This is a genomic window from Parahaliea maris, assembly GCF_008064665.1.
Lineage (GTDB): Bacteria > Pseudomonadota > Gammaproteobacteria > Pseudomonadales > Halieaceae > Parahaliea > Parahaliea maris.
Genome location: NZ_VRZA01000003.1, coordinates 64,603 through 89,395, shown reverse-complemented (window position 1 = coordinate 89,395; position 24,793 = coordinate 64,603). Strand labels below are relative to the sequence as shown.

Annotated in this window: 18 protein-coding genes; 11 read left to right on the top strand and 7 right to left on the bottom strand. The window is 61.6% G+C overall.

Annotated elements, in window-relative coordinates; genetic code table 11:
• Positions 1-154 precede the first annotated feature (154 nt).
• The 9 genes from FV139_RS08760 (at position 155) to FV139_RS08720 (ending at position 13,457) form a co-directional block, all read left to right on the top strand.
• Positions 155-565 carry a response regulator gene (locus tag FV139_RS08760; protein ID WP_148068068.1) on the top strand — a complete coding sequence of 137 codons (411 nt, stop codon included), beginning with the start codon at positions 155-157 and terminating at the stop codon, positions 563-565.
• 3 nt (positions 566-568) lie between these two features.
• A complete protein-coding gene (locus FV139_RS08755; protein ID WP_148068067.1) occupies positions 569-1,132 on the top strand; it encodes a chemotaxis protein CheW in 564 nt (187 codons plus the stop codon).
• Positions 1,129-3,225 carry a methyl-accepting chemotaxis protein gene (locus FV139_RS08750; RefSeq protein ID WP_148068066.1) on the top strand — a complete coding sequence of 699 codons (2,097 nt, stop codon included), beginning with the start codon at positions 1,129-1,131 and terminating at the stop codon, positions 3,223-3,225. The genes FV139_RS08755 and FV139_RS08750 overlap by 4 nt, the downstream gene beginning before the upstream one ends.
• Positions 3,222-4,088, top strand: a complete 867-nt coding sequence (locus tag FV139_RS08745) for a CheR family methyltransferase (protein ID WP_148068065.1) — start codon at positions 3,222-3,224, stop codon at positions 4,086-4,088. Before FV139_RS08750 ends, FV139_RS08745 begins: the two co-directional genes overlap by 4 nt.
• Positions 4,081-6,534 (top strand): Hpt domain-containing protein, encoded by a 2,454-nt coding sequence (locus tag FV139_RS08740; RefSeq protein ID WP_148068064.1) that lies wholly within the window; start codon positions 4,081-4,083, stop codon positions 6,532-6,534. Before FV139_RS08745 ends, FV139_RS08740 begins: the two co-directional genes overlap by 8 nt.
• Positions 6,535-6,574: 40 nt before the next feature.
• Entirely contained in the window at positions 6,575-11,887 is a 5,313-nt protein-coding gene (locus tag FV139_RS08735; RefSeq protein ID WP_148068063.1) for a response regulator, read from the top strand.
• Positions 11,888-11,895: 8 nt separating this feature from the next.
• Positions 11,896-12,384: a hypothetical protein gene (locus FV139_RS08730; RefSeq protein WP_148068062.1), complete on the top strand. Its 489-nt coding sequence runs from the start codon at positions 11,896-11,898 to the stop codon at positions 12,382-12,384.
• 29 nt (positions 12,385-12,413) lie between these two features.
• On the top strand, positions 12,414-12,818 hold the full coding sequence (locus tag FV139_RS08725; protein ID WP_148068061.1) for a hypothetical protein: 405 nt from the start codon (positions 12,414-12,416) through the stop codon (positions 12,816-12,818).
• A 306-nt stretch (positions 12,819-13,124) separates the two neighbouring features.
• Positions 13,125-13,457, top strand: coding sequence for a hypothetical protein (locus FV139_RS08720; RefSeq protein WP_148068060.1), 333 nt, complete (start codon positions 13,125-13,127; stop codon positions 13,455-13,457).
• A 76-nt stretch (positions 13,458-13,533) separates the two neighbouring features.
• Here FV139_RS08720 and FV139_RS08715 read toward each other — a convergent pair whose 3' ends face one another.
• From FV139_RS08715 to glyQ, 5 genes are all read right to left on the bottom strand, one after another.
• Positions 13,534-14,055 carry a hypothetical protein gene (locus FV139_RS08715; RefSeq protein WP_148068059.1) on the bottom strand — a complete coding sequence of 174 codons (522 nt, stop codon included), beginning with the start codon at positions 14,053-14,055 and terminating at the stop codon, positions 13,534-13,536.
• A 5-nt stretch (positions 14,056-14,060) separates the two neighbouring features.
• The gene (locus FV139_RS08710; RefSeq protein WP_148068058.1) at positions 14,061-15,356 is read right to left on the bottom strand and encodes an energy transducer TonB; all 1,296 of its coding nucleotides are present in this window, start codon (positions 15,354-15,356) and stop codon (positions 14,061-14,063) included.
• A 161-nt stretch (positions 15,357-15,517) separates the two neighbouring features.
• Positions 15,518-16,897: a DNA recombination protein RmuC gene (gene rmuC, locus FV139_RS08705; protein ID WP_148068057.1), complete on the bottom strand. Its 1,380-nt coding sequence runs from the start codon at positions 16,895-16,897 to the stop codon at positions 15,518-15,520.
• Positions 16,898-17,029: 132 nt separating this feature from the next.
• On the bottom strand, positions 17,030-19,108 hold the full coding sequence (glyS, locus tag FV139_RS08700; RefSeq protein ID WP_148068056.1) for a glycine--tRNA ligase subunit beta: 2,079 nt from the start codon (positions 19,106-19,108) through the stop codon (positions 17,030-17,032).
• Positions 19,105-20,061: a glycine--tRNA ligase subunit alpha gene (gene glyQ, locus FV139_RS08695; RefSeq protein WP_148068055.1), complete on the bottom strand. Its 957-nt coding sequence runs from the start codon at positions 20,059-20,061 to the stop codon at positions 19,105-19,107. The genes glyS and glyQ overlap by 4 nt, the downstream gene beginning before the upstream one ends.
• Before the next feature lie 95 nt (positions 20,062-20,156).
• Here glyQ and FV139_RS08690 point away from each other — a divergent pair, with 95 nt between their 5' ends.
• Both FV139_RS08690 and djlA read left to right on the top strand, forming a co-directional pair.
• Positions 20,157-21,050 (top strand): lysophospholipid acyltransferase family protein, encoded by an 894-nt coding sequence (locus tag FV139_RS08690; RefSeq protein ID WP_148068054.1) that lies wholly within the window; start codon positions 20,157-20,159, stop codon positions 21,048-21,050.
• 53 nt (positions 21,051-21,103) lie between these two features.
• Positions 21,104-21,901 (top strand): co-chaperone DjlA, encoded by a 798-nt coding sequence (gene djlA / locus FV139_RS08685; RefSeq protein ID WP_148068053.1) that lies wholly within the window; start codon positions 21,104-21,106, stop codon positions 21,899-21,901.
• Positions 21,902-21,915: 14 nt separating this feature from the next.
• Here djlA and FV139_RS08680 read toward each other — a convergent pair whose 3' ends face one another.
• Entirely contained in the window at positions 21,916-23,364 is a 1,449-nt protein-coding gene (locus FV139_RS08680; protein ID WP_148068052.1) for a TrkH family potassium uptake protein, read from the bottom strand.
• A gap of 21 nt (positions 23,365-23,385) precedes the next feature.
• Positions 23,386-24,762 carry a Trk system potassium transporter TrkA gene (trkA, locus tag FV139_RS08675; protein ID WP_148068051.1) on the bottom strand — a complete coding sequence of 459 codons (1,377 nt, stop codon included), beginning with the start codon at positions 24,760-24,762 and terminating at the stop codon, positions 23,386-23,388.
• Positions 24,763-24,793: the final 31 nt, after the last annotated feature.

The following is a 24,793-nucleotide window of genomic DNA, read 5'->3' as shown; positions in this document are numbered from 1 at the left end:
CAATGGCTTTCCCGGGTTTTGAGACATAGATCACGGTTGCTGCCTAACTGGAGAAAACTCCAGTTTTTCCTTGAAGCGCCGATGCCCAATTTAAATACTGTGAACGCCGGACGCCCGCACTGTGGCGCCGGAATCAGAAGCTGCGAGGTTACAAATGACGGACCAGACAGAAGAGCTCGATATCAGCGGCGTCAAAGTCGCCATTGTGGATGATGCAAAAACCATCCGCATGATGATGTCGCACACGCTCAGAAACATGGGTTGTGAAGTGGAATGCGCCGAAGACGGCTACAAGGCGCTCGGCATGCTGCGCCGCTTCAAGCCCGATATTATTTTTCTCGATATCACCATGCCGGAGCTGGACGGATACCAGACCTGTACCCTGATCCGTAACGCAGAGGACACCCGCAACACGCCGGTGATCATGCTCTCCTCCTCCGATGGCATTTTCGACATTGCCAAGGGCCAGGCGCGTGGCGCCACCGCCCATGTCACCAAAATTCCGCCGGACTCCGTGCTGAGGCAGTTGATTGCCGATCACACCGGTGCTCGTCGGGCGGCCTGATCGATGACTTCCAGCGCCCTGTCAGCGTTCCGCGAACTGGAACAATATTACGCACAGGCTGCGGCGCCGAGTCCGGCACGCGACCAGCACGTGATGTACTGGGTGGGGACTCACCTGGGTATTGCGGGTGTGCCGATGCTGATCGGGGCCGGGGAGCTGGATGAAATTATCGAAACGCCTGCCGTGACTCCCATCCCGGGTACCAAGCCCTGGGTGTTGGGGCTGGCTTCCCACAAGGGTGGTCTGTTGCCGATTTTTTCCGGTGACGTCTTGCTCCGCCGCCAACCTTATACCGGTCGGGTGCGGGAGTACTGCATGGTAGTGCGGCGCCAGGGCCTGCACTTCGGACTCACCCTGAGCGGTGTGCACCGCGATCTCAAATTTCCCATCGAGGAGCGCGACATGGCGCACCCCGTTGATGAAGATGTCGCCGAGTTCAGCCTCGGTGGCTTTCACTATAACGAGCAGTTTCTGGCGGTACTGGATATCGACAAACTCGTCTCCGATAGCGACCTCGGTAATGCTTCGGCGACGACAGGGGACCATAACGAGGATCAAATCTCATGACCGATGTGAAGAAAAGTGCAGCTTCCTCCTTCTGGGTGGGCGTTATTGCACTGGCCATCCTGGCCTGCCTCGGCGGCGTAATTTATACGTTCGTCATGATCCAGCAGGATGCCGGTGAGGAAGGCGAGCACCGGAGCATGGCCAATGAATTGCGCCTGCAGGCCCAGCAGGTTGTCGCCCGTGCGCGGGAGACCGAGCAGGGTGCCCAGCAGACCTTCGACCAGCTCAATGCCCAGGTCGAGCAATTCAATGCTTCACTTGCTTCCCTGCAGGGCTCCGGCCTGGATGCCGAGGTCACTGAGATCGCCAGCCAGTGGGAGCCCATCGAGGCGGCGGCCCGAACGCTGGTGGACGCCGGGCCGCGCATTGTCTTTATCCATGGCGTATCGGCCGAGATGGAAACCAACATTCGTCCCATCCAGAGCGAGTTCGCGGCAGTGGTCGATATCCTGCTGGATGAGTCTGTTTCCAGTAACACGATTACCGCGGCCCAGAAAACCCTGTGGCTGACCGAGCGTATTGCCCGCAACATCGACAAGATTCTCGCCGGGGGTCCCGAAAACCAGCGTGCCGCAGATGAATTTCGCACCGATGCGGCGGACTTCAACCGCACCGTGGACGCCCTGCGCAACGGCAACAAGGTGATGGGCGTTCAGCGCCTTGCGGATGCTGACGCAATCGACGCAATCGACTCCGCCAACAAGCTGTTCGCGGTTGTCTCCACCTCTATCGAGCAGATTGCCGAAGCCGCTCCGGAGCTGCGCGGTGCCGCGGTGGCCCGCCAGTCGGTGGCGGTATCCAGTGCCGCTCTCTCCGATGCCATCTCCGCCCTGTTCCCCGCCATCGACCGGATGACCAGTGCTCGCGTCAACGATCGCAGTACCCTGATGGTACTGTTCGGCGCGCCGGCACTGCTGTCGGTGGCCCTGCTGATTCTCATGTTCCGCAACCAGCGTCAGCGAGTGGTGTATACCGAGCAGGGGGTCGAGGAAATCAACGGCGCACTGGTCAAAATTTCCGAGGGTGACCTCACCGTACGTGCACCCGAAGCCAATACTGTTACCCAGGACATCGCCCGGGAGATCAACGCCTCGACAGGCCGCCAGCGTGAGCTGATCCGCAACATCCGCACGCCGTTCGAGATCGCCGTAGACGAGATCAACAAGATCGGTAAAACCGCCCAGGGCCAGGTGGAGAAAGGCAAGGAACTGACCCGTTCGGTGGTGGAGTCCACCACTGCCGCCACCGAGATGGTGCGCACCAGTGAGCAGATCAAGGCCTCTACCGTGAAAGCCGCCCAGACCTCCGAGCGCAACCGGCTGCAGGTGGCACGCGGTTACGAGCTGACCAAGGACATGTCGAAGGCATCGGCTGACGTCCGGGAATCGGTCCAGGAAACCTCCAAGTCGGCCAAACGCCAGGGCGAGCTGATCCAGTCGGTAACAACGGCTGCAGAGTACATCCAGGCCCTGAATACCAAAATCTCGGTTGTGGCGATCAACACCCGTATCGAGGCCGAGAAAGCCGGCGAACACGGCCGGCCCTTCCTCGGCATTGCCGAGGCGATCGGCGACCTGCTGCGGGAAGCCGAAGAAGAGGGCCGCAAGGTTATTTCAGAAGTGCGCATGCTGCAGAACCTGTCGGCGGAAAACCTTTCGTCCATGGAAAATACGGTGGGCACCGTTGTCACCATCCTCGAGTACATCGATCGCCTCGATGCCTCGCTGGAGGAAATCAACGAGGGCTCCAACGAGATTACCGCCATCATTAACTCGGTGGATGATGCGGCCGGCCAGTCGGCGGACAGCGCCCAGCACATGAACAGTTCCATGGCCGAGATTCGCGAGCGCAACCTGGACATTTCCGAATACAGCGAGGAAACCCAGGGTGGCGTGAGCGCACTGCAGCAGTCGATGCGCGCCGTGGCCCAGAGCCTGAGCCAGTTCCGCATCGAGGAAGACGCCGCGGCCGGCGACAGCGGCCTGGCCGAACTGGACGACATGAAACACATTCCCTCCCCCGCCAAGCTCTACGATGAGCGGGAGATGAGTGAGCTCGAGAAAGCCGGCGCCGAGGAGAAAGTCTCCGTATGAGCCTTTCCGCTCGCCAGTTGAGTCCCCACCTGAACGGGCGCCAGTTCCAGCTGCTGATGCAGCAGCTGCAGCGGCGTGCGGGGATCCGCATCGAGAGCCCCCTGGGGGTGATCGAGGCCTGTATCGGCGAGCGCATGCAGGCGCTGGGTCTGTGTGATTGTGACGAATACCTGGCCCTGATCGACGACAGTATCAGCGCCCGGGCCGAGTGGTTGGCGCTGGTGGATCTGCTCACTGTCAAGGAGACGCGATTCTTCCGCCAGCCGGCTGCCCTCGAAGCAGTCGGGGAATATGTTGACGCCTGGTTGCAGCGTGAAGACACCGGCAATGGATTCTCTTTCTGGAGTGCCGGCTGCAGTGCCGGACAGGAGCTGTACTCGATTGCGATGGTGGTCGAGCAGCGCCTGCATGCTCGCGAGCCCTGGCTCGAGTGGCACGGGATCGGTACCGACATCAGCTTTGGCGCGGTAACCGAGGCGCAACAGGGGCGTTACCGGGAAGGCGCGATAGCCCGCATCCCCGCGCCCTATCGCCGTGGCTATACCCACCGTGTCAGCGACCAGTGGTGGGCAATCGATGACGCGATCCGTGCCCGCTGCCACTTTTTCCACAGCAATCTGCTACACGTGAATGACGCCCCCTTCGCCGATTTCAATGTCATTGTCTGTCAGAACGTACTGATCTATTTCGAGCGCGACGTCCAGCTCTGGATTATTGATCAGTTGGTGGACCGACTGCGCGACGGTGGCTTGCTGGTGCTTGGCGCCGGCGAAGACCTTGGCTGGAAGCACCCATGCATGCAACGCGCGACCTGGCCTGGCGTGACCGCCTATAAAAAAACCGGAGGTGTAAGTGGTGACTAGCAAGACCGACATTGTGTCCCTCAAGTGGGTCATCGGGTTGATGAACAAGCAGGCGGAAAACGCCGAGCAGGCCCTGGTGGAATACAGCAAGGACATGAGCCAGAAGAAGCCGCTGCTGCAGTGCATGTGGGCCGTGCACCAGATTACCTCCACCCTGCGCGCACTGGGGATCAAGAAGGGCGAGATGCTGTCCATCGAGATGGAGCGCAGCCTCAATTTCCTTTACAAGGACCGGGTTCAGGGCGAGCGTCGCAAGCTCACCATGGGCGGGCTGATGCAGGCCTTCAAGATCCTGCCGGCCTACCTGGCCCATGTACAGACATCCCGCCTCGACACGGGGCAGGGTCTTGAGCAGTACGTCAACGACCTGCGTCGCTGGGTCGGGGAGCGCCCGCGGCCCCAGGCCTTCTTCTTTCACATGGATATCCCCGAAGGACTCGGGATAACCGCAGGTGCCAGCCCGGCTTCCGATGAGGAGATTCGCAGTCGCGCCAACGTCATGCTGGCGCTGTACCTGGAAATGGCCAAGTCTGCATTGCGCAAGCGTAACGTGGGCGAGAGCATGAAAACGGTCGCCCGCATCGCCCGCAAGATGCAGTCCCTGTTTGTGGGTACCGAGCCGGAGCGGTTCTGGTTTACCCAGGTGGGTCTCTGTGAAGGCATTGCCGGTGGCCTGATCGTGCCGGACGAATGTATTGCCCAGGTGTTCAAGACCGGCGCCTTCATGATCAAGTACGCACGCGAGAATGGCGGTGAGGTTGACCCCAGCGTGGACTACAACGCCTATCTGCAGCAGATGCTTTATTACATCGCATCCTGTCGCGCCAAGCCGGTACATATCGCCAACATTCGTGAAGTGTTCGGCATTGACGACAATACGCTGGAGGAAAGCCAGCGCGGCCTGATCCATATCGATGCCCTGGTCACCGCCCTGAGCAGCGCGCTGGAACACCTCAACGCCGCTGCGGACTTCATCAACGCCAACGACCTGAACGCGATCAAGGCGTCCAGCGAGGCGGATGGTGCCGAGGTGGTCGATCACGTCGAACAGGCCATGTTCCGCCTCACTGCAGCCGGGCATGATGCCCACGCCGACTCCCTGCAATCGGTCTACAACAAACTGCAGAGCCTGTACCGGGGAGATTATCGCAACGACGAGGTGAAGCTCGACCAGGCCATCACCAGTATCGTGCGCGGCATTGTCGACGTGAAGCTGGACGTGGAATACAAGCTCGAACACGGCGTTTGCAGCTCATTTTCCAGCCGCGAGTTCGAACTGCGGGAGAGCGTGGTCAAGGCGACCTTCGGACAGATGGCGCTGGTGGAAAACCACCTGCATGCGATCCTGCGTGGCAAGGCGCTGGCCAATGCCCTCAAGCGCAAGCCCTTCGGCATGGAAGACACGCTGAAGCTGACCCACGCCCTGCACCGCTACCTGAACAAGACGGACAAAGGGCACGCAGAACTGCGCAAGGCGGTGTTTGACGCCGATAACGGGGAGGCTGACCTCGACCTGCTGTATGACCTTGCCTGTAAGTTCGAGGCCCAGCTCGACAAGACCCCCGAACGCAAGGCGATGAGCATCTCCATCCAGTTGCTGTCGGAAATTGCCGGCGCCCTGACCTTTGCCGGCATGGAGCGGGAAGGCAACGTGATGGAGCAGTGCCGCCGCTGGCTGGAGGCGGCCAGCAAGGCGGGCTGTGTTCACGAGGACGAAGCTTTCCGTTGTTTTGCCGATGCTTTTGCCCAGATCGAACTGCACCTGCAGCGCACCCTGATCGACCCGCTGGACGACACCGCACACATGATCGCCTTTGCCGAGCAGCGGGCGGCAGAGCTGGATCGCTACGGCGCGGAGCTGTCTGCCGGTGCCGCCGTGGCCGTGCCGGAAACCGGCGCGGAGGAAACGGCGTCCGTGGCGGCCGCGCCGGCGCGCAACTATGTAGAGGACAGGGATATCCCGCCCGAATTTCGCGAAGTCTTCCTCGAGGAATCGGAGGAAATCGTTGAAGAGCTGGCGCGCCTGATGACGGTTTGGGAGCTGGATCCGGAAGCCAACGACCACCTGAAGGATATCCGCCGCCACTTCCATACCTTCAAGGGAAATGGCCGTGCGGTGGGTGCCAACGTCCTGGGCGAGTTGGGGTGGTCGGCCCAGGATCTGCTGGACCGGGTACTGGATGGCGACATAGCACCCGATGACAAGTTGCAGGCGCTGTTACGGGACGTGGTAGATGCGCTACCCGGCCTGGTTGCCTCCTTTGGCGACGCCGCTGGATTTGACGTGACCACGACACGCGAACTGACCAATCGCTGCTTCCGCATGGCAGAAAACGGGGTCGATGACCTCGCCTCGGATATGCCGCAGCTGGATGACGCGGGCGTACCCCCTGCCACGGGGCCCGGGTCCGAAACTTCCGCGCTGCATCCGGCGGGACACTCCTGAGCTCCGAGCTCGGTAATAGCACAGGACAGGGAGACGCATCGTGTACTCAGATGACAGCGGCGGTAAGGGCGACAAGTCCCGCCCTGAACAGGATCAGCGCAAGAAAACCCTCAAGTGGTTGCTGGAACAGGACATGTCCGAGCAGAAGGACAAGCTGTTCAAGCTTGCCGATGACGGACTGCCAGTTGCCGAACTGAGCGAGAGCGAGACGGCCGTGGCCGGCCGTCACATGATGGGCGGCACCGGCAACGGTGATGACCTCTCCGCCTTTGTCGACGAGGAAATCGTCCTCTCCGAGGATACCGGCAGCGATATCTATTCCGACTCGCGCAAGCCTGCCGCCCAGGCTTCGGCGCCTGGCGGCAGTCACAACGGTTTCATGGCGGTCGATCATCGGCGCCCCCGCAACCCGGTAGCGGAGACCAATTCCAGCGTTGCCGATGGCAGCGACATCCTCGGTTTGCTGGACGACGACGATATCGGCGCCCAGCCCCTGGCCCTGCAGCGCAACCGGCGGGTGACCACCGAAGAGCAGACGGCGACTCCCTCACAGGAGTCCTCCGCTGTACCGGTTGACGAGAACGCCTCACCCCTTGCCCAGGAAGCGCCGATGGCGCTCGACCTGTCGGCAATCGAGGGCACCGACCCTGGTCCGTTCGATGAGCCCGCAGTGGCAGATTCTATCGCTGGCGAAACCTCTACAATCGATACTCCCGAAGAAGAACTGGCCGGGATCGATTTTGCGGCCATTGAGGTCGAGGTGGATTCGGAGCTGGCGGTGGCCGTGGCTTCGCTCGGTGAAGACCTTGAGGTTGCCTCCGCCGAAAGCGATTCGCTGGACCAGCCGGACAGCAATTGCTGGGACGCACTCGCCGAGACCAGCGCTGAAAATCCGGTCCAGCCGCTAAACGGTGAAGCAGTGGACGGGCTGAGCACAGCAGAAGACTGGTCAGCGAGTGCTGGTGAACAGCCGCTGGAAACAGCCGCGGACGCCGGGGAATATCTCGGGGTAGTGGCGGAATCCCCCGACCCCCATATCGAGGCGGAAGTGTCCGAAGAGGGGCTGGACCTCAGTGAGCTGGCGGCGTCGATGGAAGACGTAGCCACCGAAGATAGCCTTGCAGACGTTTCGTCATCCTTCGAGGAGTTACCCGCCGAGTTTGAAGGCGGCAGCGACTGGCTCACCGGGGCCATTGCTGACGACCTGACCGAACTGGAACCGGCTGCGCTCGAGGATGAGGATGACAGCTGGCTGACGGCCAGCCTCGAAGATGAAGAGGAACCGATGGATCTCGCCGCGCTCGCGGCGAATCTGCAGGGCGACGAAATCGAGCCGGAGGACATGGCGCAGGAACCGGTCGAGTCCGCCTCGGTGCTTGCCTGGCCAGTTGCAACTGCGGTGCCGGTGGAGCCTGAGGCAACACCCGTTGCGGTCGAGCAACCATCGACCTTCCAGAACGTGGAAACGGAAGCCATTCCGGAGGTGGCCGAGGTAGCAGCCGATATGGTCGAGGTGGCCGGGACGGCTGAGGCGATCGAGGCCGGTCTGGATGAGGTTGGTCTGAATGAGAAGGCAGAACCCGACGCGCAGGACCTTGATAGCGCTGCGGAGGATGTCTTCACCTACGTCAACCGCTACGCGCCGCCCACCGACGACAGCGAGTTTGACCGCTACCTGCTGGAGGGTGGGCAACTCGCCGACAGCACCTACGATTTCGATGCGCTGGAGGTAGAGCGCACCGAAGGCGTGGTTTCCGTCGACCCCTCGCTGGATTCCAACCTCGACTATCACCAGGATTTCAGCCTGCCGCAGGACTTCAATCCGGCGACGGTCGCCACCCTGACCCGGGTGCTGGCGCCGGTCATGGAGCAGATTTCTGCCGCCCTGGATTCCCGCACTGAGGAACTGGGGCTGCCCGAGGACAGTGTGCTGCTTGACGCGATGCTGGCAACCGACCCGATGTCGCGGAGCCAGAGCGTCGATGAGGGCTTTTTGCCCGTCGCCCAGGTGTACCCGCAACTGCCCGCGGCGCTGTTGCCCCTGCAGCAGGACGAGCGCGATGCCTTCTGTGTGCGCCTTGCCTGGCGAGACAGCGGCCACTCCTGCAATGCACTGTTCACCGAGAGCTTTGAAGTACCGGCACTGGAGGTTGAGGAGGCGGCGACCGCTGACTCCCGCTGGATGTCGCCACTGGCGGATTCCCGTCACCGGGTCAGTTTCGATTTCAACCTGGACGGGGCCAGCGCCTCGAGTGACTTCGCCGTCGACTCGGAGTCGGCCAACGACAGCGACAGCCCGGAATATTCGCCGAAGGAAGAGCGGGTGTGGTCGCTTGTGCCCGAAGCTGCAGCGCTGCCGGACGAGCAGGAAACAGCGGGCGAATCCGTTGACCTGGCGGCCGAGGATACTCTCCCGCCGGTAGACGCCCTGGAAGCGATAGATCTTCTGGCCCCGGATGACGAACCCGAGCCGTTCGACGATCTCGAGGTTTTCGCCGCGTTCGAGACATCTGATTCCGCCGAGCCGTTTAACAGCCTTGAGCCGGTAGACAGCCCGGAGCAGCTCGATAACGGCTTGGCTGCGACAGAGACCAACGCCTGGCAGGCACCGGATGACGTCCTCGGAGGCACGGAGGATGTCTCTTCCCCCGAGCTCGTTCTTGACGACGCTGGTGAGGACGCAGAGCCTCAGGAGGAAATCGCCAGTAGTTTCTCCGACGACGACCTGGATGACTGGGATGAGCAGACAACAGCCCTGGACGATGTGGATGTCGACGCGCTGTTTGACAGCCTCGGCGGCGGTGAAGCCGATATCGAGGATATCTGTGGCATAGCTCTCGATGAGTTTGAGCAGGAAGAAGAACTCTCGGATCCCACCACGGCGCTACCGGAATCGTTCTCCGTCAGTGAACAGTCGGAGAGCCCGGAAGCACCGGCCCCGGTGTCACCGGAGCGGGAAGCCGATGCGACGACCGATATGGCCTGGTGCATTCCATCGAACATCCGCTTCAATTACACCAACAGCAGCGGAACGGAAGTTTTCCGCGATTTCCTCGAGGCCTTCCTGGAAGAGGGTGCCGTTGAAATCGAGAAGCTGGAGGACGCAATCGGTCAATGGGAACAGGATATCGATTCACCGGCAGGCGAAATGCTCGTGCCTCGCATCCTGCACACGCTGAAGGGTATTGCCAAAGGTATCGGCCTGCAGCGCTACGGCACCCTGATCCACAACTTCGAGACCTTGCTGGAAGGCCTCGCCCGTCCCGAACCGGGGGCTGAGGAGAGCTACTTCCGCATCGTCAATGCCTGGCTGGATGCGGCGGTCAACGGTTTCGCCCACATCCAGGACACCGAGACAGACGTCAGCAGTGAACTGCCGTTGGCCGAAGGTGTGGTGCAACCGCTGCAACAGGAAGATGCCGCGGACTCGGTCGATAGCGATAGCCCGGTGCATCGGGATGCGGCCGTTGTGCCCCAGGCCCGCGAAAAACAGCAGGACAAGCGGATAGCGGATGAGGGTGCCAAGGCGCTCGCCGCCCAGCAGACCATCCGCATGACCTCTGAGGCGCTGGATCACCTGCTTAACCTCAACAATCAGGCGCAGCAATTGGGTGTACGCGCGTCCCAGAGTAATTTCCGCGGCAAGCGTTCGGTGGCCGAGTTGGGTACCAGGCTGTCTTCGGTGCGCTCCCATATCAGCAAAATTGCAGACCGCGCCCTGCAGAATGTCACCGCCCGTGGCGGCCGGGCCGACAGTGAGCTCGATGCACTGGAGATGGATCGCTACTCGGAGCTGCAGGAGGCCGCGAGCATCCTGCGGGAGGCGGTCGAGGATCTGGACGACCTGATCCATGTGTCCAGCCGCCAGACGGCTTCCACCGAAGCGCTGCTGAAACAGCAGGCCGCGGTCATTTCTTCCCTCGGCACATCCATCCGTGATGCCCGGGTAGTGCCGGTATCAAGGTTGATGCCCGGTTTGCGCCGTATCGTGCGCACAGTGGGGGCGGACCTTGGCAAACAGGTGAATTTCCGGGTACTGAACGAGATAGGCAAGCTCGATCGCGACAGCCATGTATGCTGCCAGATCATTCTCGAGCACATGGTGCGCAATGCGCTCGACCATGGAATCGAGTCACCTGAGCAACGTCGAGAGGCCGGGAAGACTGAAACCGGCCTGGTGAGCATCGATGTCCGCAAGGACGGTTCCGATTATCTGATCCGCCTGGCCGATGACGGCCGTGGTATCGACCCGGAAGTGATCCGGGAAGTCGCCATCGCTCGCGGGCTCGAGGTCAATGCCAGTGAGCTCAGTGACCAGGACGCACTGCGCCTGATTTTCCACAAGGGCTTCTCCACCGCCGCAAAACTGTCGGAAATCTCCGGCCGCGGTGTCGGTATGGATATCGTGATCAGCGAACTGCAGCAGATCGGTGGCGATATCGAAATCGATTCGATAGTCGGCGAGGGTACAACCTTTACCGTGCGGGTGCCCTCCAACGTCAACGTCAACGGCGCCCTGCTGGTCAAGGCCGGAGAAGCCTCCTATGCCGTGCCGCTGGACGGCCTCGTTGCCGTGGAGCAAGTGCCCGTAGCGGGTTTCTATCAGGCCATTACAGGTGGCACCAAGCTCGACATTTTTGAACTGGAGTGCGAACCGGCCTACCTGGCTACCATCTGCAACGGCGACAAATTGCCCGACCCCGGGAGCTGGGTCGGCGATACGGTGCCGGTGATCGTGGCGGGTAATGAAGAGCGTTACATGGCCATCGCGGTGGACGATGTCGAGGAGGCACTGGAACTGGTGATCCGCTCACTCGGCGCACAGTTCGCCCAGGTACCGGGTGTCGCCGGTGGTGCTACCACCTCTGATGGCCAGGCTATCGTAGCTCTCGATCTCAACGCGCTCGTACGTAGCATCGCCAGTAACGTGATGTCCGCGGAGCCGTTCGAGCGGGAGAAGAGCGAACGCCTGCTGGTACTGGTCGTAGACGATTCACGCACCCAGCGCATGGTAGCGACCAACCAGCTGGACAGTATCGGCGTCGAAACGGTGACCGCGGAAAATGGCATGGTGGCAATCGACCTGCTGAACACGACCCATCGCCTGCCGGATATCGTTCTGCTGGATGTGGAGATGCCGGTCAAGGACGGCATCCAGACGCTGCGGGAAATCCGCAAGTCGGCTCGCTACAAGCATCTGCCTGTGATCATGGTGACCTCCCGTACGGGCCCCAAACACCGCGCCCTGGCGCAGGAGGCGGGCTGTAACGGTTATATGGGCAAGCCCTTTAATTTTCCGGTGCTGGTGGAGCAGATTTCCCAGCTCACCGGGTACAAGCTGCAGATCAACTGAGGTCAGTGATGGCGGAGATAAAAACGACAACAGCCTGTCTGTTTCTGCCCTGTTCCGCCCAGGAAATCTGGGCCGTGCCCCAGGCTTCCCTGGCAGAAATTCTCACCCTGTACAACGTGGAGGAAAGCCCGCCGGAATCCGTAAGCTGGCGCGGCGAGGACGTCCCGGTGCTGGATTTCGATGAAGCGGGGGAGACACGCTGGCGCGACCAGAGAGCCGGTACAGGCCTGATCGCCATTCTGCTGGGCGTTGAGGGTCGGGGTTGTCCGTATTTTGGCGTGGCGCTGCGTGGCCAGGGGCTCGGGTTGCAGCATGTGCCAACCCAGGAAATGCACGATTGCCCCGGGGAAGTATTGCCCAATTCACTGGCAGCATTCCGCTGGCACAACGTGACTTACCAGGTGCCGGATCTGCTGGGTCTGCAGGAAGCGTTGCGTGAGAAAATGGACGGGCAACACTTTGACGAATCGGAATTGAGCGCGGGCCTGGGCGCCTGACGCCCGCAAAGCCTGTAGTCGGAGTCAGCGTGGATATGGTTCAACTCAGCCAACTCGTGGATCGCATCGATAGTGCTTTCGGTGGCGATATGCCGTTCACAGACCGGGCGCTCACTGAAGCTGATATTGAAACCCTCAACAGGGTGTTCTCCGATGCCGGATACCGGCGCTATCTGCAAGACCAGGTCAATCGCCAGATCATCCGCGATTACCTGACCAATGCCGCAATGCTTGACCTGATCGACGATGAGCAATTCGAACGGCTTACCCACCGCGCGAGCAGTATAGAGGGGCGCTCCGAACTGTCTCTCTACATGCTGATGAGTTCGGTGGAGCAAGCGGGAAATCTTCCACTGGGCTCCGAACCCGAACCACTCAAACCACTGAATGGTCGGGAGGGCGGGCCGCCCCATCTCAACCTGATTCGCAGCTGATACCCTTCTTCGAAACCTGTATTTAACCGCGTTTTTCACCCGTTTGTAGCATTTGTATTCCGTGCGGAATGCAAAATTTTGGCAAGTGCGGTGAAAATTTGGCCGGCAAAAGCTGCTCGACTGAAAAAAATTGGCAAAAAAATGCCCGTCGTGGAAAATTTGCCAATAAATAGCGCTAACAAGCGTTGTCAAGCGATATGTCTCGCCCTATAACTTTACCCACACGATAAAAACGCGGTAAGGGATGGCACGGATTGCCAACGCGCCATCGAAAACAAAGACAAATATCGAATGGGGGACATAGGGATGCTGACGATGACGCCTACAGCGGAGTTTGGGGATAAGCCCGCTGCTGAATTGGAAGTGTTTGCTGTGATAGAGGGGAAAAAAGTGTACCTGCCAACTGAAGCCAAGTACGTGATGCAGGACTGTCGCGGCCTCTGGTTCTACAGCACTCGCAAGCCACGCACGGCTGAGGGTGACTGGACGCCAAACAAAACCAGCATTTGCTGCCGTACCGATCGCGGTTATGTACGGGTGTTGAAAACTGATACCCGTGTGCCCTGGCTAGACACCTGCCAGCGTACCATCCGCATGGTAACCGGCAGCGAAGGCCGCCGTCCGGCAGACGAAGAGTAGTAACTCGCCTTGTCTTGAGATTTGTCTTGAGATTTGCCTTGAGATTTGTCTTGAGACTGCCGCCGGCAGGGCTTTTTTAGCCTACGGCGGCATGCTCGGGCAGTCGGGCGAATTCACACCACCGACCCAACTGTTCTGAATTGGCTGCGAGGATGTCTACCACCTCCCCGCACAGTCTGCTGTAGGCTTCCTGCCATACCCGTACGTGAACCACCATGGCACAGCGCTGCCGCATTGGCATGGTCCGTGGAAGGTCCAGCGGATCCAGTTGCAGGCTCCGAAAGCCGTGACGGAGCACGGACGAAATCACCTCGTCATTCTTGTTATCCCGCATCTCACCCTCGAACCGGCGCAGCGGCATGATCAGTCGGTCACGCTGGGGAAAATCCGGGTCGGTAATGATGTTGTGTATCCACAGTGGCAGCTGTTCCGCGAGCAGGGTTTTGAGCGATCCCTGGGTTCCGCCCGGACGATCCCCCGGCATCTCGGGTACCACCCGACACATGGTCAGTTCTTCGCGGGAGTTGTAGCCGTAGGGTCGGAAGCTGTTGATGCGGGCTCCGACCAGAGCGGTGTGTGTCAGTTGGAATTCGGACATTGCGCTCACTCGGTAAGTACAAAATTGACGGGTACCGGGATCACCAGTCGCTCGCCGTCGCCACTGTATTCTGCAACGGCGACTTCATCGACAGCTTCACCCAGGGGCGTCTCAAAGGCATCGTTAGCCGCCTTGAGTGCTGACTTGTCCAGCATACTGTGTCCCGATGAACGGCCAACGGCTATGTCGAGCAGTTCGCCTTTGCTGCTGAGCGTGATATCCAGTTCCAGGGAGCCCTGTATGTTGCGGCGGATGGCGGCCCGCGGGTAGCGTATTTCCATATTCACCATACGAAACACCTGGGTATTGAAGGCTGCAAGGCGCTGGGAGTATTCGATGACACTCATTCGGGTTATGTCGTTGGGGTCCGCGGCGGCGGTTTCCTTCCTGAGTTTCGCCGTTGGCGTTACCTCGGTAAGAACGGGCTTGGGGCGTGCCATGGCGATACTGGGAGTAGAGGCTGGACTGGCCGGGATTGCGGCCGCCGCGGCCTCGGTGGCCGCTACGACATCTGCGGGCACCGGAGTGACTTCCTCCGGCAGCGCGGTGGCAGGCGGTGCCTCGGGTTGCGTGTTGGTGTCCTCTGCCGGTTCGTTAACCACAGCGATAGCTGCCACCTGTTGCACCGCTTCACTGGTCGGTTCCGGTTCCGGTGCCACCACCTCCACCGGGATAGTTGTGGCGCTCCAGGCGCTTACGCTGGCCACGCGATCGGGCGCTGGTTTCAGCGAGCCATAGGTCGCGCGCAGGTCGATATCGATGTCCGGGGCGAGCATAGTGCTGCGAAAAGCGGTTGACGCGCCGCGGTCTTCGATCCACCCGGCAAGGAAATAGGGAAAGACTTCACTGGCAGAGCTGCGAGCCATTTCCTGTCCGTTGATAAGCGCCACAACCGTACCGCCGTCTGTACTGCGCAGGATGAAGCTGTCGTTGGTATAGAGACTCCCCTGTACGGAGTTCATTACGTCATTGGCGAAATCTACGGTTGCTGGCACGGGTGCGGTGCCAGTGGCGACTTCTGCCTGCAGCAGGATACCTCCGAGCAGGCTGCGGATACTGGTGCGCCGGGCGACGATCCTGAACTCCATCTCCCGCGCACCGTTGGCTGTGGCGATATCTGCAACATTGACCAGAGCGTGCTCGGCACGCAAAGCCCCAAGGTATATCTCACGCCCCGTCTCGCGGTGCATGGCCAGACCGACCAGATCGGTTTCCCCTGCCGCCTGTACTGCGGTGACACTCGCGGACAATGTCGAGAACAGCGCCAATGCCAGAAACCAACGCGTTATCTGTTGTTTCATAGGTTTCGCTGCTGTTTTACGTTCTTGTGATGGCTAACTTTGCAGATGGGTAGCAGGCAAGGCAATAAAAAACCGGGGAAAAGTCCAGAAGTTGAGGCCCCGGTCACAGCCTGCCGGGAGCCGCTCTCGCTGCGGCAGCAGCGGGAGTGTCGCCGGTGTCGTCAATCGCCGGAGGGAGTATCCGTAACAGGCTGGAAAGCAGCCGCAGATGTGGCGCTGCGGATTTCTGTTCGGGGTGTTTTGTGGTCGAAATCGGCGGCGGCCACGAGACGTTCCTGCTCCAGATCGGAATGTACCGGTGCGAGTTCTGGCATGGGCCGGCTGGCGCGGCCGGACAATTCCTGGAACCGTTCGACCTTGCCGTGCAGGCCCTGCTTACCTGCCAGCGCCCGTACGGCGTCGTTGTAATGATTGCCGGCACTGCGCAGGGTGTTGCCCAGCCGGTTGAGCCGCTCCGCGACCAGACAGACCTGGTGATAGATTTCACCAGCCCGATTACTGATTTCTCTCGCTTCGCGATTACTTCGATCGACCATCCACAGATTGGCGACTGTGCGCAGGACCGGCATGAGTGTGGTATGGGAGACCAGCACAACCCCTTTCTGATAGCCGCTATCGAACAGGTCGGGGCTGTGCCTGAGTGCTTCGATGTAGGCCGGTTCGACGGGCAGGAACATCAGGACAAAATCGGGGCTGCCGAGCCCGGGCAGGTGGGCGTAGTCTTTGCCCGCGAGGTCGTCCATGTGCTGGCGTACAGCGCGTACATGGGCCGCCAGGGCGGTATCCCGTTCGCTATCCGTGGCGGCCGCGATGGCGCGATCGTAGTCCACCAGCGACACCTTGCTATCGACCACCAGGTGCTTGCCATCCGGCAATTTGATAATGAAATCCGGTACCTTGCGCCGCCCCGACTCGTCCCGCAGCGCGCTCTGGGCCTCGTAGTGGTCCCCGGCCTGTAGCCCCGCCAGTTGCAGGCTGCGTTCGAGTTGGGCCTCGCCCCAGTTCCCCGTGGTTTTTTTGTCACCCTTCAGGGCCGCTGTCAGGTTGCTGGCCTGTTCGTTCATCTGCAGGCCGACGTCCAGAACCCGTCGCAGCTCACCGGCAAGGGTGGCATTGCCCTTCAGGGATTCGCTGTGTACCTGGTTGACGCGCTGCTGGAAGGCGCCGATTTGCTCGCGGAACGGTTTGAGCAGGGTTTCCAGCGACTGCTGGCTACTGCTGGTGAAATGGCGGCTGCGCTCCTCGAAGATCCGGTTGGCGAGGTTTTCGAATTCGCGTTTGAGGTGGGCGCGCTGCTCGTCGAGTTGCGCCATCTGCTCCCCCTGCTGACGCTCGCGTTCGCGTACTCGCGCCTGGAGTACTGCGTGGTCCTGCTGCAGTTGCTGATGGTTGCGTTCCAGGTGCTGGTAGCGGTGGGAGAGTTGCCTGCTGCGTTGTAATTCCGAGCGCAGGCGCAGGCCGAGCCATGCGACGATTGCCAGTACCAGGCAGGCACTGAGTGTGCTGCCGACCAGCAGGAGTTGTTGGCTTGTGAAATCCATGACGGCCCCCGGTTTTGGCGACCAGTTTACTGCAACAACCTCCCGGTTGCCGTGCGAACCGGCGGACACCTGTCGCCCAGGCGACCAGGATGCGCCCACCCGGTCCGGGTGGGGCTGCTGTCCCGGTTTTCCCTACTTGCCCACGGCCAGCTGGGAAATATCGGCCACCTGCAGGAATCGCTGGCGCAGGGCCTGCAGCAGGTTGAGGCGATTGTTGCGCAGTGTCTCGTCTTCGGCGTTGACCATGACGCCGTCGAAAAAGGCATCCACCGGCTCCCGCAGTGCCGCCAGTGCCGCCAGGGCCTGGGCGTAGGCGCCCTGTTCGAGTTGTGCAGCACTTTCGCCGCCCACCCGGTCGAGTGCTTCCGCAAGTGCCTTTTCCTGTGGCTCAACCATTGAGTTGGCGCTTACTTCACCAAACTGGTGGTGGGCGTCGAGTTTGCCGAGGATATTCGCAACCCGCTTGTTGGCCGCGGCCAGGGCGGCGGCTTCGGGCAGCTGGGTGAAGGCGTGTACAGCGTGGACCCGCCGCTGGATATCCAGTGGGCGGCTGGGGTCGGTGGCACTCACGGCGCGGAACACCTCCACCGCTATGCCCTCCTCCTCGTACCAGGCGCGGAAGCGCTCCAGCATGTAGGCCAGCACCTGCTCGGCGGTACCCTCCGCCAGCAGGCCAGCGGGGTACTGGTCGACCGCCAGTTGCAGGCAGTCCCGCAGGTCGAGGTCGAGTTCCTTCTCTACCATGATACGCAGCACCGCCAGGGAGGCGCGGCGCAGGGCGAAGGGGTCCTTGGAACCGGTGGGGGGCTGGCCGATGCCGAAAATGCCCACCAGGGTGTCGAGCCGGTCGGCCAGGCCGAGGGCTGCGGCAGTGAGGTTTTCCGGCAGCTGGTCGCCGGCAAAGCGCGGCCAGTACTGTTGGGCCTGGGCCACGGCGACGTCGGCGTGTTCGCCGTCGTGAGCGGCGTAGTAGGCGCCGGCGATACCCTGCATGTCAGGGAATTCCAGCACCATCTCGGTGACCAGGTCGGTTTTCGCCAGCAGGGCAGCCCGGGCCGCCAGGGCGGGGTCGGAACCGGTCAGCCCGGCCAAGGCGCCGGCGAGGGACTCGAGGCGCCGGCTTTTCTCGGCCAGGGTGCCCAGTTGCTGCTGGAATACGATTTTTTCCAGCTGGGGCAGGCGATCCGCCAGCGGGGTCTTCTTGTCTGTTTCGAAGAAGAAGGCGGCATCCGACAGGCGCGGGCGAATAACGCGCTCGTTGCCATCGATCACCTGAACCGGGTCTTCGCTCTCGATGTTGCTGATGGTGATGAAGTTGGGCAGCAGCGCGCCCGCCTCATCCACCAGGTGGAAGTATTTCTGGTGTTCTTTCATGGAGGACACCAGCGCTTCTGCCGGTACCGCCAGGAAGCGCTCCTCGAAGCTACCGGTCAGGGCGACCGGCCACTCCACCAGTCCGGTGACCTCGTCCAGCAGATCCTCATCGATGACTGCCGTGGCCTTCAGACCGCTGGCCTCTACCATGACCTGTTCGCGGATCATCTCCCGGCGCTGGGCGAAATCCGCCACCACGCGGGCGTCCGCCAGCGCCTGGGGGTAATCCTCCGGCCGCTCCAGCACGATGTCGCCGCTGCTGTGGAAGCGGTGGCCGCGGGTCGTGTTGCCGGTGGCCAGGCCGAGTACTTCGCCGTGATTGATTTGCTCACCGAGCATGGCAACGACCCAGTGCACCGGGCGCACGAATTCCACTCGGCTGGCACCCCAGCGCATGCGCTTGGCGATGGGCAGGTTGCGCACGCTGTCGTTGATGATGTCGTTGAAGCAGTCGGCCGTGCGCGCGCCGGCTTCTACCCGGCGCAGGCCCAGGCGCGGGCCCTTGGGGGTGTCGAGGGTTTCCAGTTCCTCGGGTTCGACGCCCTGCTTTTTGGCGAAGCCGGCAGCGGCCGGGGTCCAGGTGCCCTGCTCATCGCGGGCGCGGTCCGCCGGCGGGCCGAGGGCCTCCACGGTCTTGTCGGCGCCCTGCAGGCTCACGGCGTCGATCAGCACTGCGAGCCGGCGTGGGCTGGCGAACCACTGCACCTCGCCGTGGGCGAGTTCGCGCTGGGCGAGACCGGCAACGATGCCATCGCGGAAGGCCAGCCCCAGGGTTTTAAGGTCCTTCGGGGGCAGCTCCTCGGTACCCAGTTCTACCAATAGGGTTTCGGTGCTCATGCCTTGGCGGCCTCCGCGTCCAGTTTGTCCAGTACTTCTTTGGCCAGGGCAGGCTCCGCCAGGGGGAAGCCGAGAGTCGCCCGGGCCTGCAGGTAACCCTGGGCCACGGCCCGGGCCAGGGTGCGCACCCGCAGGATGAAGCGTTGCCGCTCGGTCACTGAAATGGCGTGGCGGGCGTCCAGCAGGTTGAAGGTGTGGGACGCCTTCATGACCATTTCATAGGCGGGCAGGGGCAGGCCTTTTTCAGCCAGGCGCAGGGCCTCCGCCTCGCAGTGATCGAATTGGGTGAACAGGAAGTCCGTGTCCGCCTCCTCGAAGTTGTAGCGCGACATCTCCACCTCGTTCTGGTGGAACACGTCGCCATAGGTCACCGTGCCCGCCGGGCCCTCGGCCCACACCAGGTCGTAGATACTGTCGACGCCCTGCAGGTACATGGCGATGCGCTCGATGCCGTAGGTGATCTCGCCGGTCACCGGGTAGCACTCCAGGCCGCCTGCCTGCTGGAAGTAGGTGAACTGGGTCACTTCCATCCCGTTCAGCCAGACCTCCCAGCCCAGGCCCCAGGCACCCAGGGTGGGGGATTCCCAGTTGTCTTCGACAAAGCGTATGTCGTGGATGGCGCTGTCGATACCCAGGGCCTTCAGTGAGTCCAGGTAGAGCTGCTGGAACTCGGCGGGCGAGGGCTTCATCACGACCTGGAACTGGTAGTAATGCTGCAGGCGATTGGGGTTTTCGCCGTAGCGGCCATCGGTGGGGCGGCGGCTGGGCTGTACGTAGGCCGCGTTCCAGTTTTCCGGGCCTACGGCCTTGAGAAAAGTTGCCGGGTGGAAGGTTCCGGCGCCTACCTCCATGTCCAGCGGCTGCAGGACGACACAGCCCTGGGCAGCCCAATACTGCTGGAGACGGAGGATAAGTTCCTGAAATGTGAGGGTTTTCGCTTTGTCCTGGGACACGGGTCCACCTGTGAGGGGATTGCAAAAAGCCGGGTATTATACAGGCAAGTTCCGCTGCATAATACGCGCTTTCGCCCACTATCCGGACTCCCCGCATGGACCGCGCCAAGGCCCTGGCCGTCATACTATTGCTCAAGATCTGCGCCCTGCTCCCCCTCGGGCTGGTGCGGGTGTTGGGTCGCGGCCTGGCCCGTCTGTACTGGCCCTTTAACGCTCGCAGCCGCCGGGTGACCGAGCGCAATATTGCCCTGGCGTTTCCCCACCTGACAGCGCGAGAGCAGCGCGCCCTGTCCCGGAGCAGCATTGCGGCCACCGCCGAGTTGATGGCGGAGATGGGACAGGTCTGGTTGCGCAGTTGGGAGCATGTCCGCAGCCTTATCCTGGAGGTGGAGGGAGCGGACCTGGTGACGCAGGCTCAGGCCGAGGGGCGCGGCATCATTGTGCTGGCTCCCCACCTAGGCAACTGGGAAGTCCTGGGCCTGCACCTGGCGACCCTGGGTTCCACGGTGTCGCTCTACGAGCCGCCCAGGCTGGCGGACCTGGGACCGATGATACGCGGCGCGCGCCAGCGCAACGGGGCAACCGTGGTGCCGACTGATACCCGGGGCCTGGCGAAATTGCTGCGCAGTGTCCGTGGCGGGGATATTTCCGGCATCCTGCCAGACCAGTGTCCGTCGGACCCCGGCTCCGGCATGAACGTGGAATTTATGGGGATTCCCTGCTTCACCGGTACCCTGGCCAGCAACATGATCCGGCGTACCGGCGCCCTGGCCCTGTTCGGCTATGCCAAACGGGTGCCCGGGGGGTTCAAAGTGGGTTATTTCCCCGCTGATGAGCTCATTTACTCCGACGATGACCGAACGTCGCTGATGACATTGAACCGTGGCGTGGAGGCCTGTCTAAGCGATTGTCCCGCCCAGTACCAGTGGGAGTACAAGCGCTTCCGTGTGCGCCCCCGCCAGGGTCCGGGAGTCTATGCCGGGCTTTGAACCACGAAGCGGTGCCGCGGCACCGCCCGTCTTTACCTGATTTAAGGAGCACCATGTTCTACGGCAAAATTGTCGCCGGCCTGCTCGGCCTGTTGTTGGGCGGACCGATCGGCCTGGTGATTGGCCTGCTGCTCGGGCACTACTTTGATCGCGGCCTTGCCCGGGCACAGTTGTTCGCCTCGCCGGAAAACCTCGCCCGTATCCAGCGTAACTTTTTCGAGACCAGTTTCCTGTTACAGGGGTTTCTGGCCAAGGCCGATGGACGCGTCTCTGAAGCCGAAGTGGCCCACACGGAGGCAATCATCCGCCAGATGGGCCTGTCAGCAGACCAGCGTCGGGAAGCCATTGGCCTGTTCAAGCGCGGATCGGCCCCGGACTTCCAGCTGGAGCCCGTGGTTTCAGAGTTTCTGCAGATCTGCGGCAGCCAGCGCCAGCTGGTGCAGAACCTGTTGCTGTTCCTGATTTCCCTCGCCCATGCCGACGGCCAGCTGGACAGCACCGAACGCGATGCCCTGCACCGGATTGGCCGCCTGATGGGGCTTCCCGCTGCAGTACTCGACCAGTTGCTGCGCATGGCCCAGGCCCAGGGGCGTTTTCACCAGGGCCCGGGTGGTGGCACTGGTGCCGGGCCGGATACCAGCCTGGCGGATGCCTACGCAGCCCTGGGTGTCAGTGCCGATGTGAATGATCGCGATCTCAAGCGCGCCTACCGCAAGTTGATGAGCGAAAATCACCCCGACAAGCTGATCGCCAAGGGTGTGCCGGAGCACATGATAAAGCTGGCTACCGAGCGCTCACAGGAGATCCAGGCGGCCTACGAAATGGTGCGCAAGCACCGGGGCGGCCGCTAGGTCGCGGGTACGACTCAGAGCCGCCAGAACATCGGGGTGAACAGCACCAGCAGGGTAAAGACCTCAAGCCGGCCCAATAGCATGGCGAAGCACAACAGCCCCTTCGCCACCTCGTTGATGCCGGCGTAATTGGCCGCCACGTCACCGAGGCCCGGGCCCAGGTTGTTGAGGGAGGCGGCAACAGCAGAAAATGCGGTGAGGAAGTCGAGCCCTGTCGCCATCAACAGCAGCATGATGGTGATAAAGGCGAACATGTAGACGGCGAAAAAACTCCACACGGCGCTGACCACCGCCGCCTCGACCCGGCGCTTGCCCATCTTGAGTGGAATCACCGCCTGGGGGTGAACCAGCTGTTTCAGTTCGCGGATACCCTGTTTGTAGATCAGCATCAGGCGCATGGCCTTGATGCCCCCACCGGTGGACCCCACACAGCCGCCCATAAAGGAAAACATCAGCAGCATCACCGGCAGGAAGGTGGGCCAGAGAGCAAAGTTCTCGCTGGCGAAACCAGTGGTCGTGGTGATGGAAATCGCCTGGAACAGTCCGTGCACCACCGCGTCATCGGCGACAATGTTTTTCGCCAGAATCAGGTGGCTGCAGGTAATGGCGATACATACCAGCAGGATGCCGCAGAAGAATTTGGTTTCCGAGTCGCTGGCGTACTGGCTGAGTGAGCGCCGCCGCCAGGCCACGAAATGCAGGCCGAAATTCATCGCCGAGATGAACATGAACAGGCTGCAGATCAGCAGAATCGTGTTGTTGTCGAACCAGGCCATGCTGGCGTCATGGGTGGAAAAGCCGCCGATGGCGACAGTGGAAAAGGCGTGGCCGATAGCGTCGAAAGCGCTCATGCCCGCCAGGTAGTAGGCCACGGCGCAGACGAAGGTGAGGGCCACATACACTGTGAACAGGGCCTTGGCGGTCTCGGTGATCCGCGGCGTCAGCTTGGAATCCTTGGTCGGCCCGGGTATCTCCGCCCGGTACAGCTGCATGCCGCCGATACCCAGCATGGGCAGTACCGCCACCGCCACCACGATAATCCCGATACCGCCCAGCCACTGCAGCATCTGGCGGTAGATGAGTATCGAGCGCGGCAGGTCATCCAGCCCGGTGATCACCGTGGCACCGGTGGTGGTGAGCCCGGAAATGGATTCGAAAATGGCTTCGGTGGGGGTGAGGTCGATGGCCTGCTCGAAAGCGAAGGGCAGCGCTCCGAACAGGCCCAGTACGGTCCAGAACAGGGAGGTAATCAGGAAGCCGTCACGAATGCGCAGTTCGTGGCGCGAATTGCGCGCCGGCAGCCACATTCCCAGCCCGGAAAAAAAGGTGATCGACAGGGCCACCAGGAATCCTTCCACGGTGTGGTCGTCGGCAATGAGCCCCACCACCAGCGGTACCAGCATGGTGGTGCTGAACAGCATCAGGAGTATTCCGAGGACGCGGAGTGTGGTGCCGAAATGCATGCGTTGCCAGGCCCCGGGGCGTCAGGAGAAGAAGCCGAAGCCGACCGCGAACAGCTTTTCCACCTGGGAAATTCGGCTGCGATCCACCAGGAACAGAATGACGTGGTCGTCGGTTTCGATCACCACGTGACCGTGGGCGATCAATACTTCCTCTCCCCGCACCACCGCGCCGATAGTCACCCCTTCCGGCAGGTTGATTTCGTCGAGCCGGCGCCCGACCACCTTGGAGGAGTAGGCGTCGCCGTGGGCAATAAGTTCAATCGCCTCAGCCGCACCCCGGCGCAGGGAGTGCACATTGCTGATATCACCCTTGCGCACATGGGTCAGCAGGCTGCCGATGGTGATCTGCTGCGGAGAAATGGCAATGTCGATTTCGTCTCCCACCAAGTCGGCATAGGCGGCGTTGGTGATCAGGGTGATGACTTTCTTGGCGCCCATGCGTTTGGCCAGCATGGACATCATGATGTTGGACTCGTCGTTATTGGTGAGCGCGCAAAATACGTCGGTGTTCTCGATGTTCTCAGCAGTCAGTAACTGCGGCTCAGCCGCGCTGCCGCACAGCACGATGGCGTGTTTGAGTCGCTCCGATAACATGCGACAGCGGTTGTAGGATTTTTCGATCACCTTGACCTGGTACTGGCTGTCGATGCTCTGGGCCAGGGTGGCGCCGATATTGCCGCCGCCGGCAATCATCACCCGTTTGTAGGGCTTGTCGACCTTGCGCAGTTCCGACATTACCGCGCGGATGTGCTTGCGGGCGGCAATGAAGAACACCTCGTCATCCACCTCGATGACGGTGTTGCCCTCGGGGATAATGGGTCGGTCCTGACGGAAGATGGCCGCCACCCGGGTATCCACCTTCGGCATGTGCTTGCGGATTTCCTGCAGTTCCTGGCCCACGAGGGGTCCACCGTAAAAGGCCCGCACTGCTACCAGCTGGACCTTACCGTCAGCGAAATCCAGCACCTGCAGGGCGCCCGGGTTGGCAATCAGCTGGCGAATGTTCTTGGTGACCAGTTGCTCCGGGCCGATGATCACGTCCACGGGCACATTGGCGGGATTGAACAGCTGCTCCTGGTGGGCGAGGTAATTGGGGGAGCGCACGCGGGATATCTTGGTGGGCGTATTGAAAATACTGTGGGCCACCTGGCAGGCCATCATGTTGATCTCGTCACTGTTGGTGACAGCGATCAGCATGTCGGCGTCTTCGGCGCCGGCCCGCAACAGCGTACTGGGGTGGGAGGCGCCGCCGAGCACGGTGCCGATATCGAGGCGGTCCTGCAATGAGCGCAGCTTTTCGGCGTCGGTATCGACGACCGTGATGTCGTTCTGCTCATTGGCCAGGTGTTCGGCCAGTGTTCCCCCTACCTGGCCGGCGCCCAGAATAATGATCTTCATGGCCCGGGGACCCCGTAGGAAGAATTCTGAA

Coding starts and splice junctions, on each gene's coding strand:
- FV139_RS08760 (WP_148068068.1), top strand. CDS start 155: ATGACGGACCAGACAGAAGAGCTCGATATCAGCGGCGTCAAAGTCGCC.
- FV139_RS08755 (WP_148068067.1), top strand. CDS start 569: ATGACTTCCAGCGCCCTGTCAGCGTTCCGCGAACTGGAACAATATTAC.
- FV139_RS08750 (WP_148068066.1), top strand. CDS start 1,129: ATGACCGATGTGAAGAAAAGTGCAGCTTCCTCCTTCTGGGTGGGCGTT.
- FV139_RS08745 (WP_148068065.1), top strand. CDS start 3,222: ATGAGCCTTTCCGCTCGCCAGTTGAGTCCCCACCTGAACGGGCGCCAG.
- FV139_RS08730 (WP_148068062.1), top strand. CDS start 11,896: ATGGCGGAGATAAAAACGACAACAGCCTGTCTGTTTCTGCCCTGTTCC.
- FV139_RS08720 (WP_148068060.1), top strand. CDS start 13,125: ATGCTGACGATGACGCCTACAGCGGAGTTTGGGGATAAGCCCGCTGCT.
- FV139_RS08715 (WP_148068059.1), bottom strand. CDS start 14,055: ATGTCCGAATTCCAACTGACACACACCGCTCTGGTCGGAGCCCGCATC.
- FV139_RS08710 (WP_148068058.1), bottom strand. CDS start 15,356: ATGAAACAACAGATAACGCGTTGGTTTCTGGCATTGGCGCTGTTCTCG.
- rmuC (WP_148068057.1), bottom strand. CDS start 16,897: ATGGATTTCACAAGCCAACAACTCCTGCTGGTCGGCAGCACACTCAGT.
- glyS (WP_148068056.1), bottom strand. CDS start 19,108: ATGAGCACCGAAACCCTATTGGTAGAACTGGGTACCGAGGAGCTGCCC.
- FV139_RS08690 (WP_148068054.1), top strand. CDS start 20,157: ATGGACCGCGCCAAGGCCCTGGCCGTCATACTATTGCTCAAGATCTGC.
- djlA (WP_148068053.1), top strand. CDS start 21,104: ATGTTCTACGGCAAAATTGTCGCCGGCCTGCTCGGCCTGTTGTTGGGC.
- FV139_RS08680 (WP_148068052.1), bottom strand. CDS start 23,364: ATGCATTTCGGCACCACACTCCGCGTCCTCGGAATACTCCTGATGCTG.
- trkA (WP_148068051.1), bottom strand. CDS start 24,762: ATGAAGATCATTATTCTGGGCGCCGGCCAGGTAGGGGGAACACTGGCC.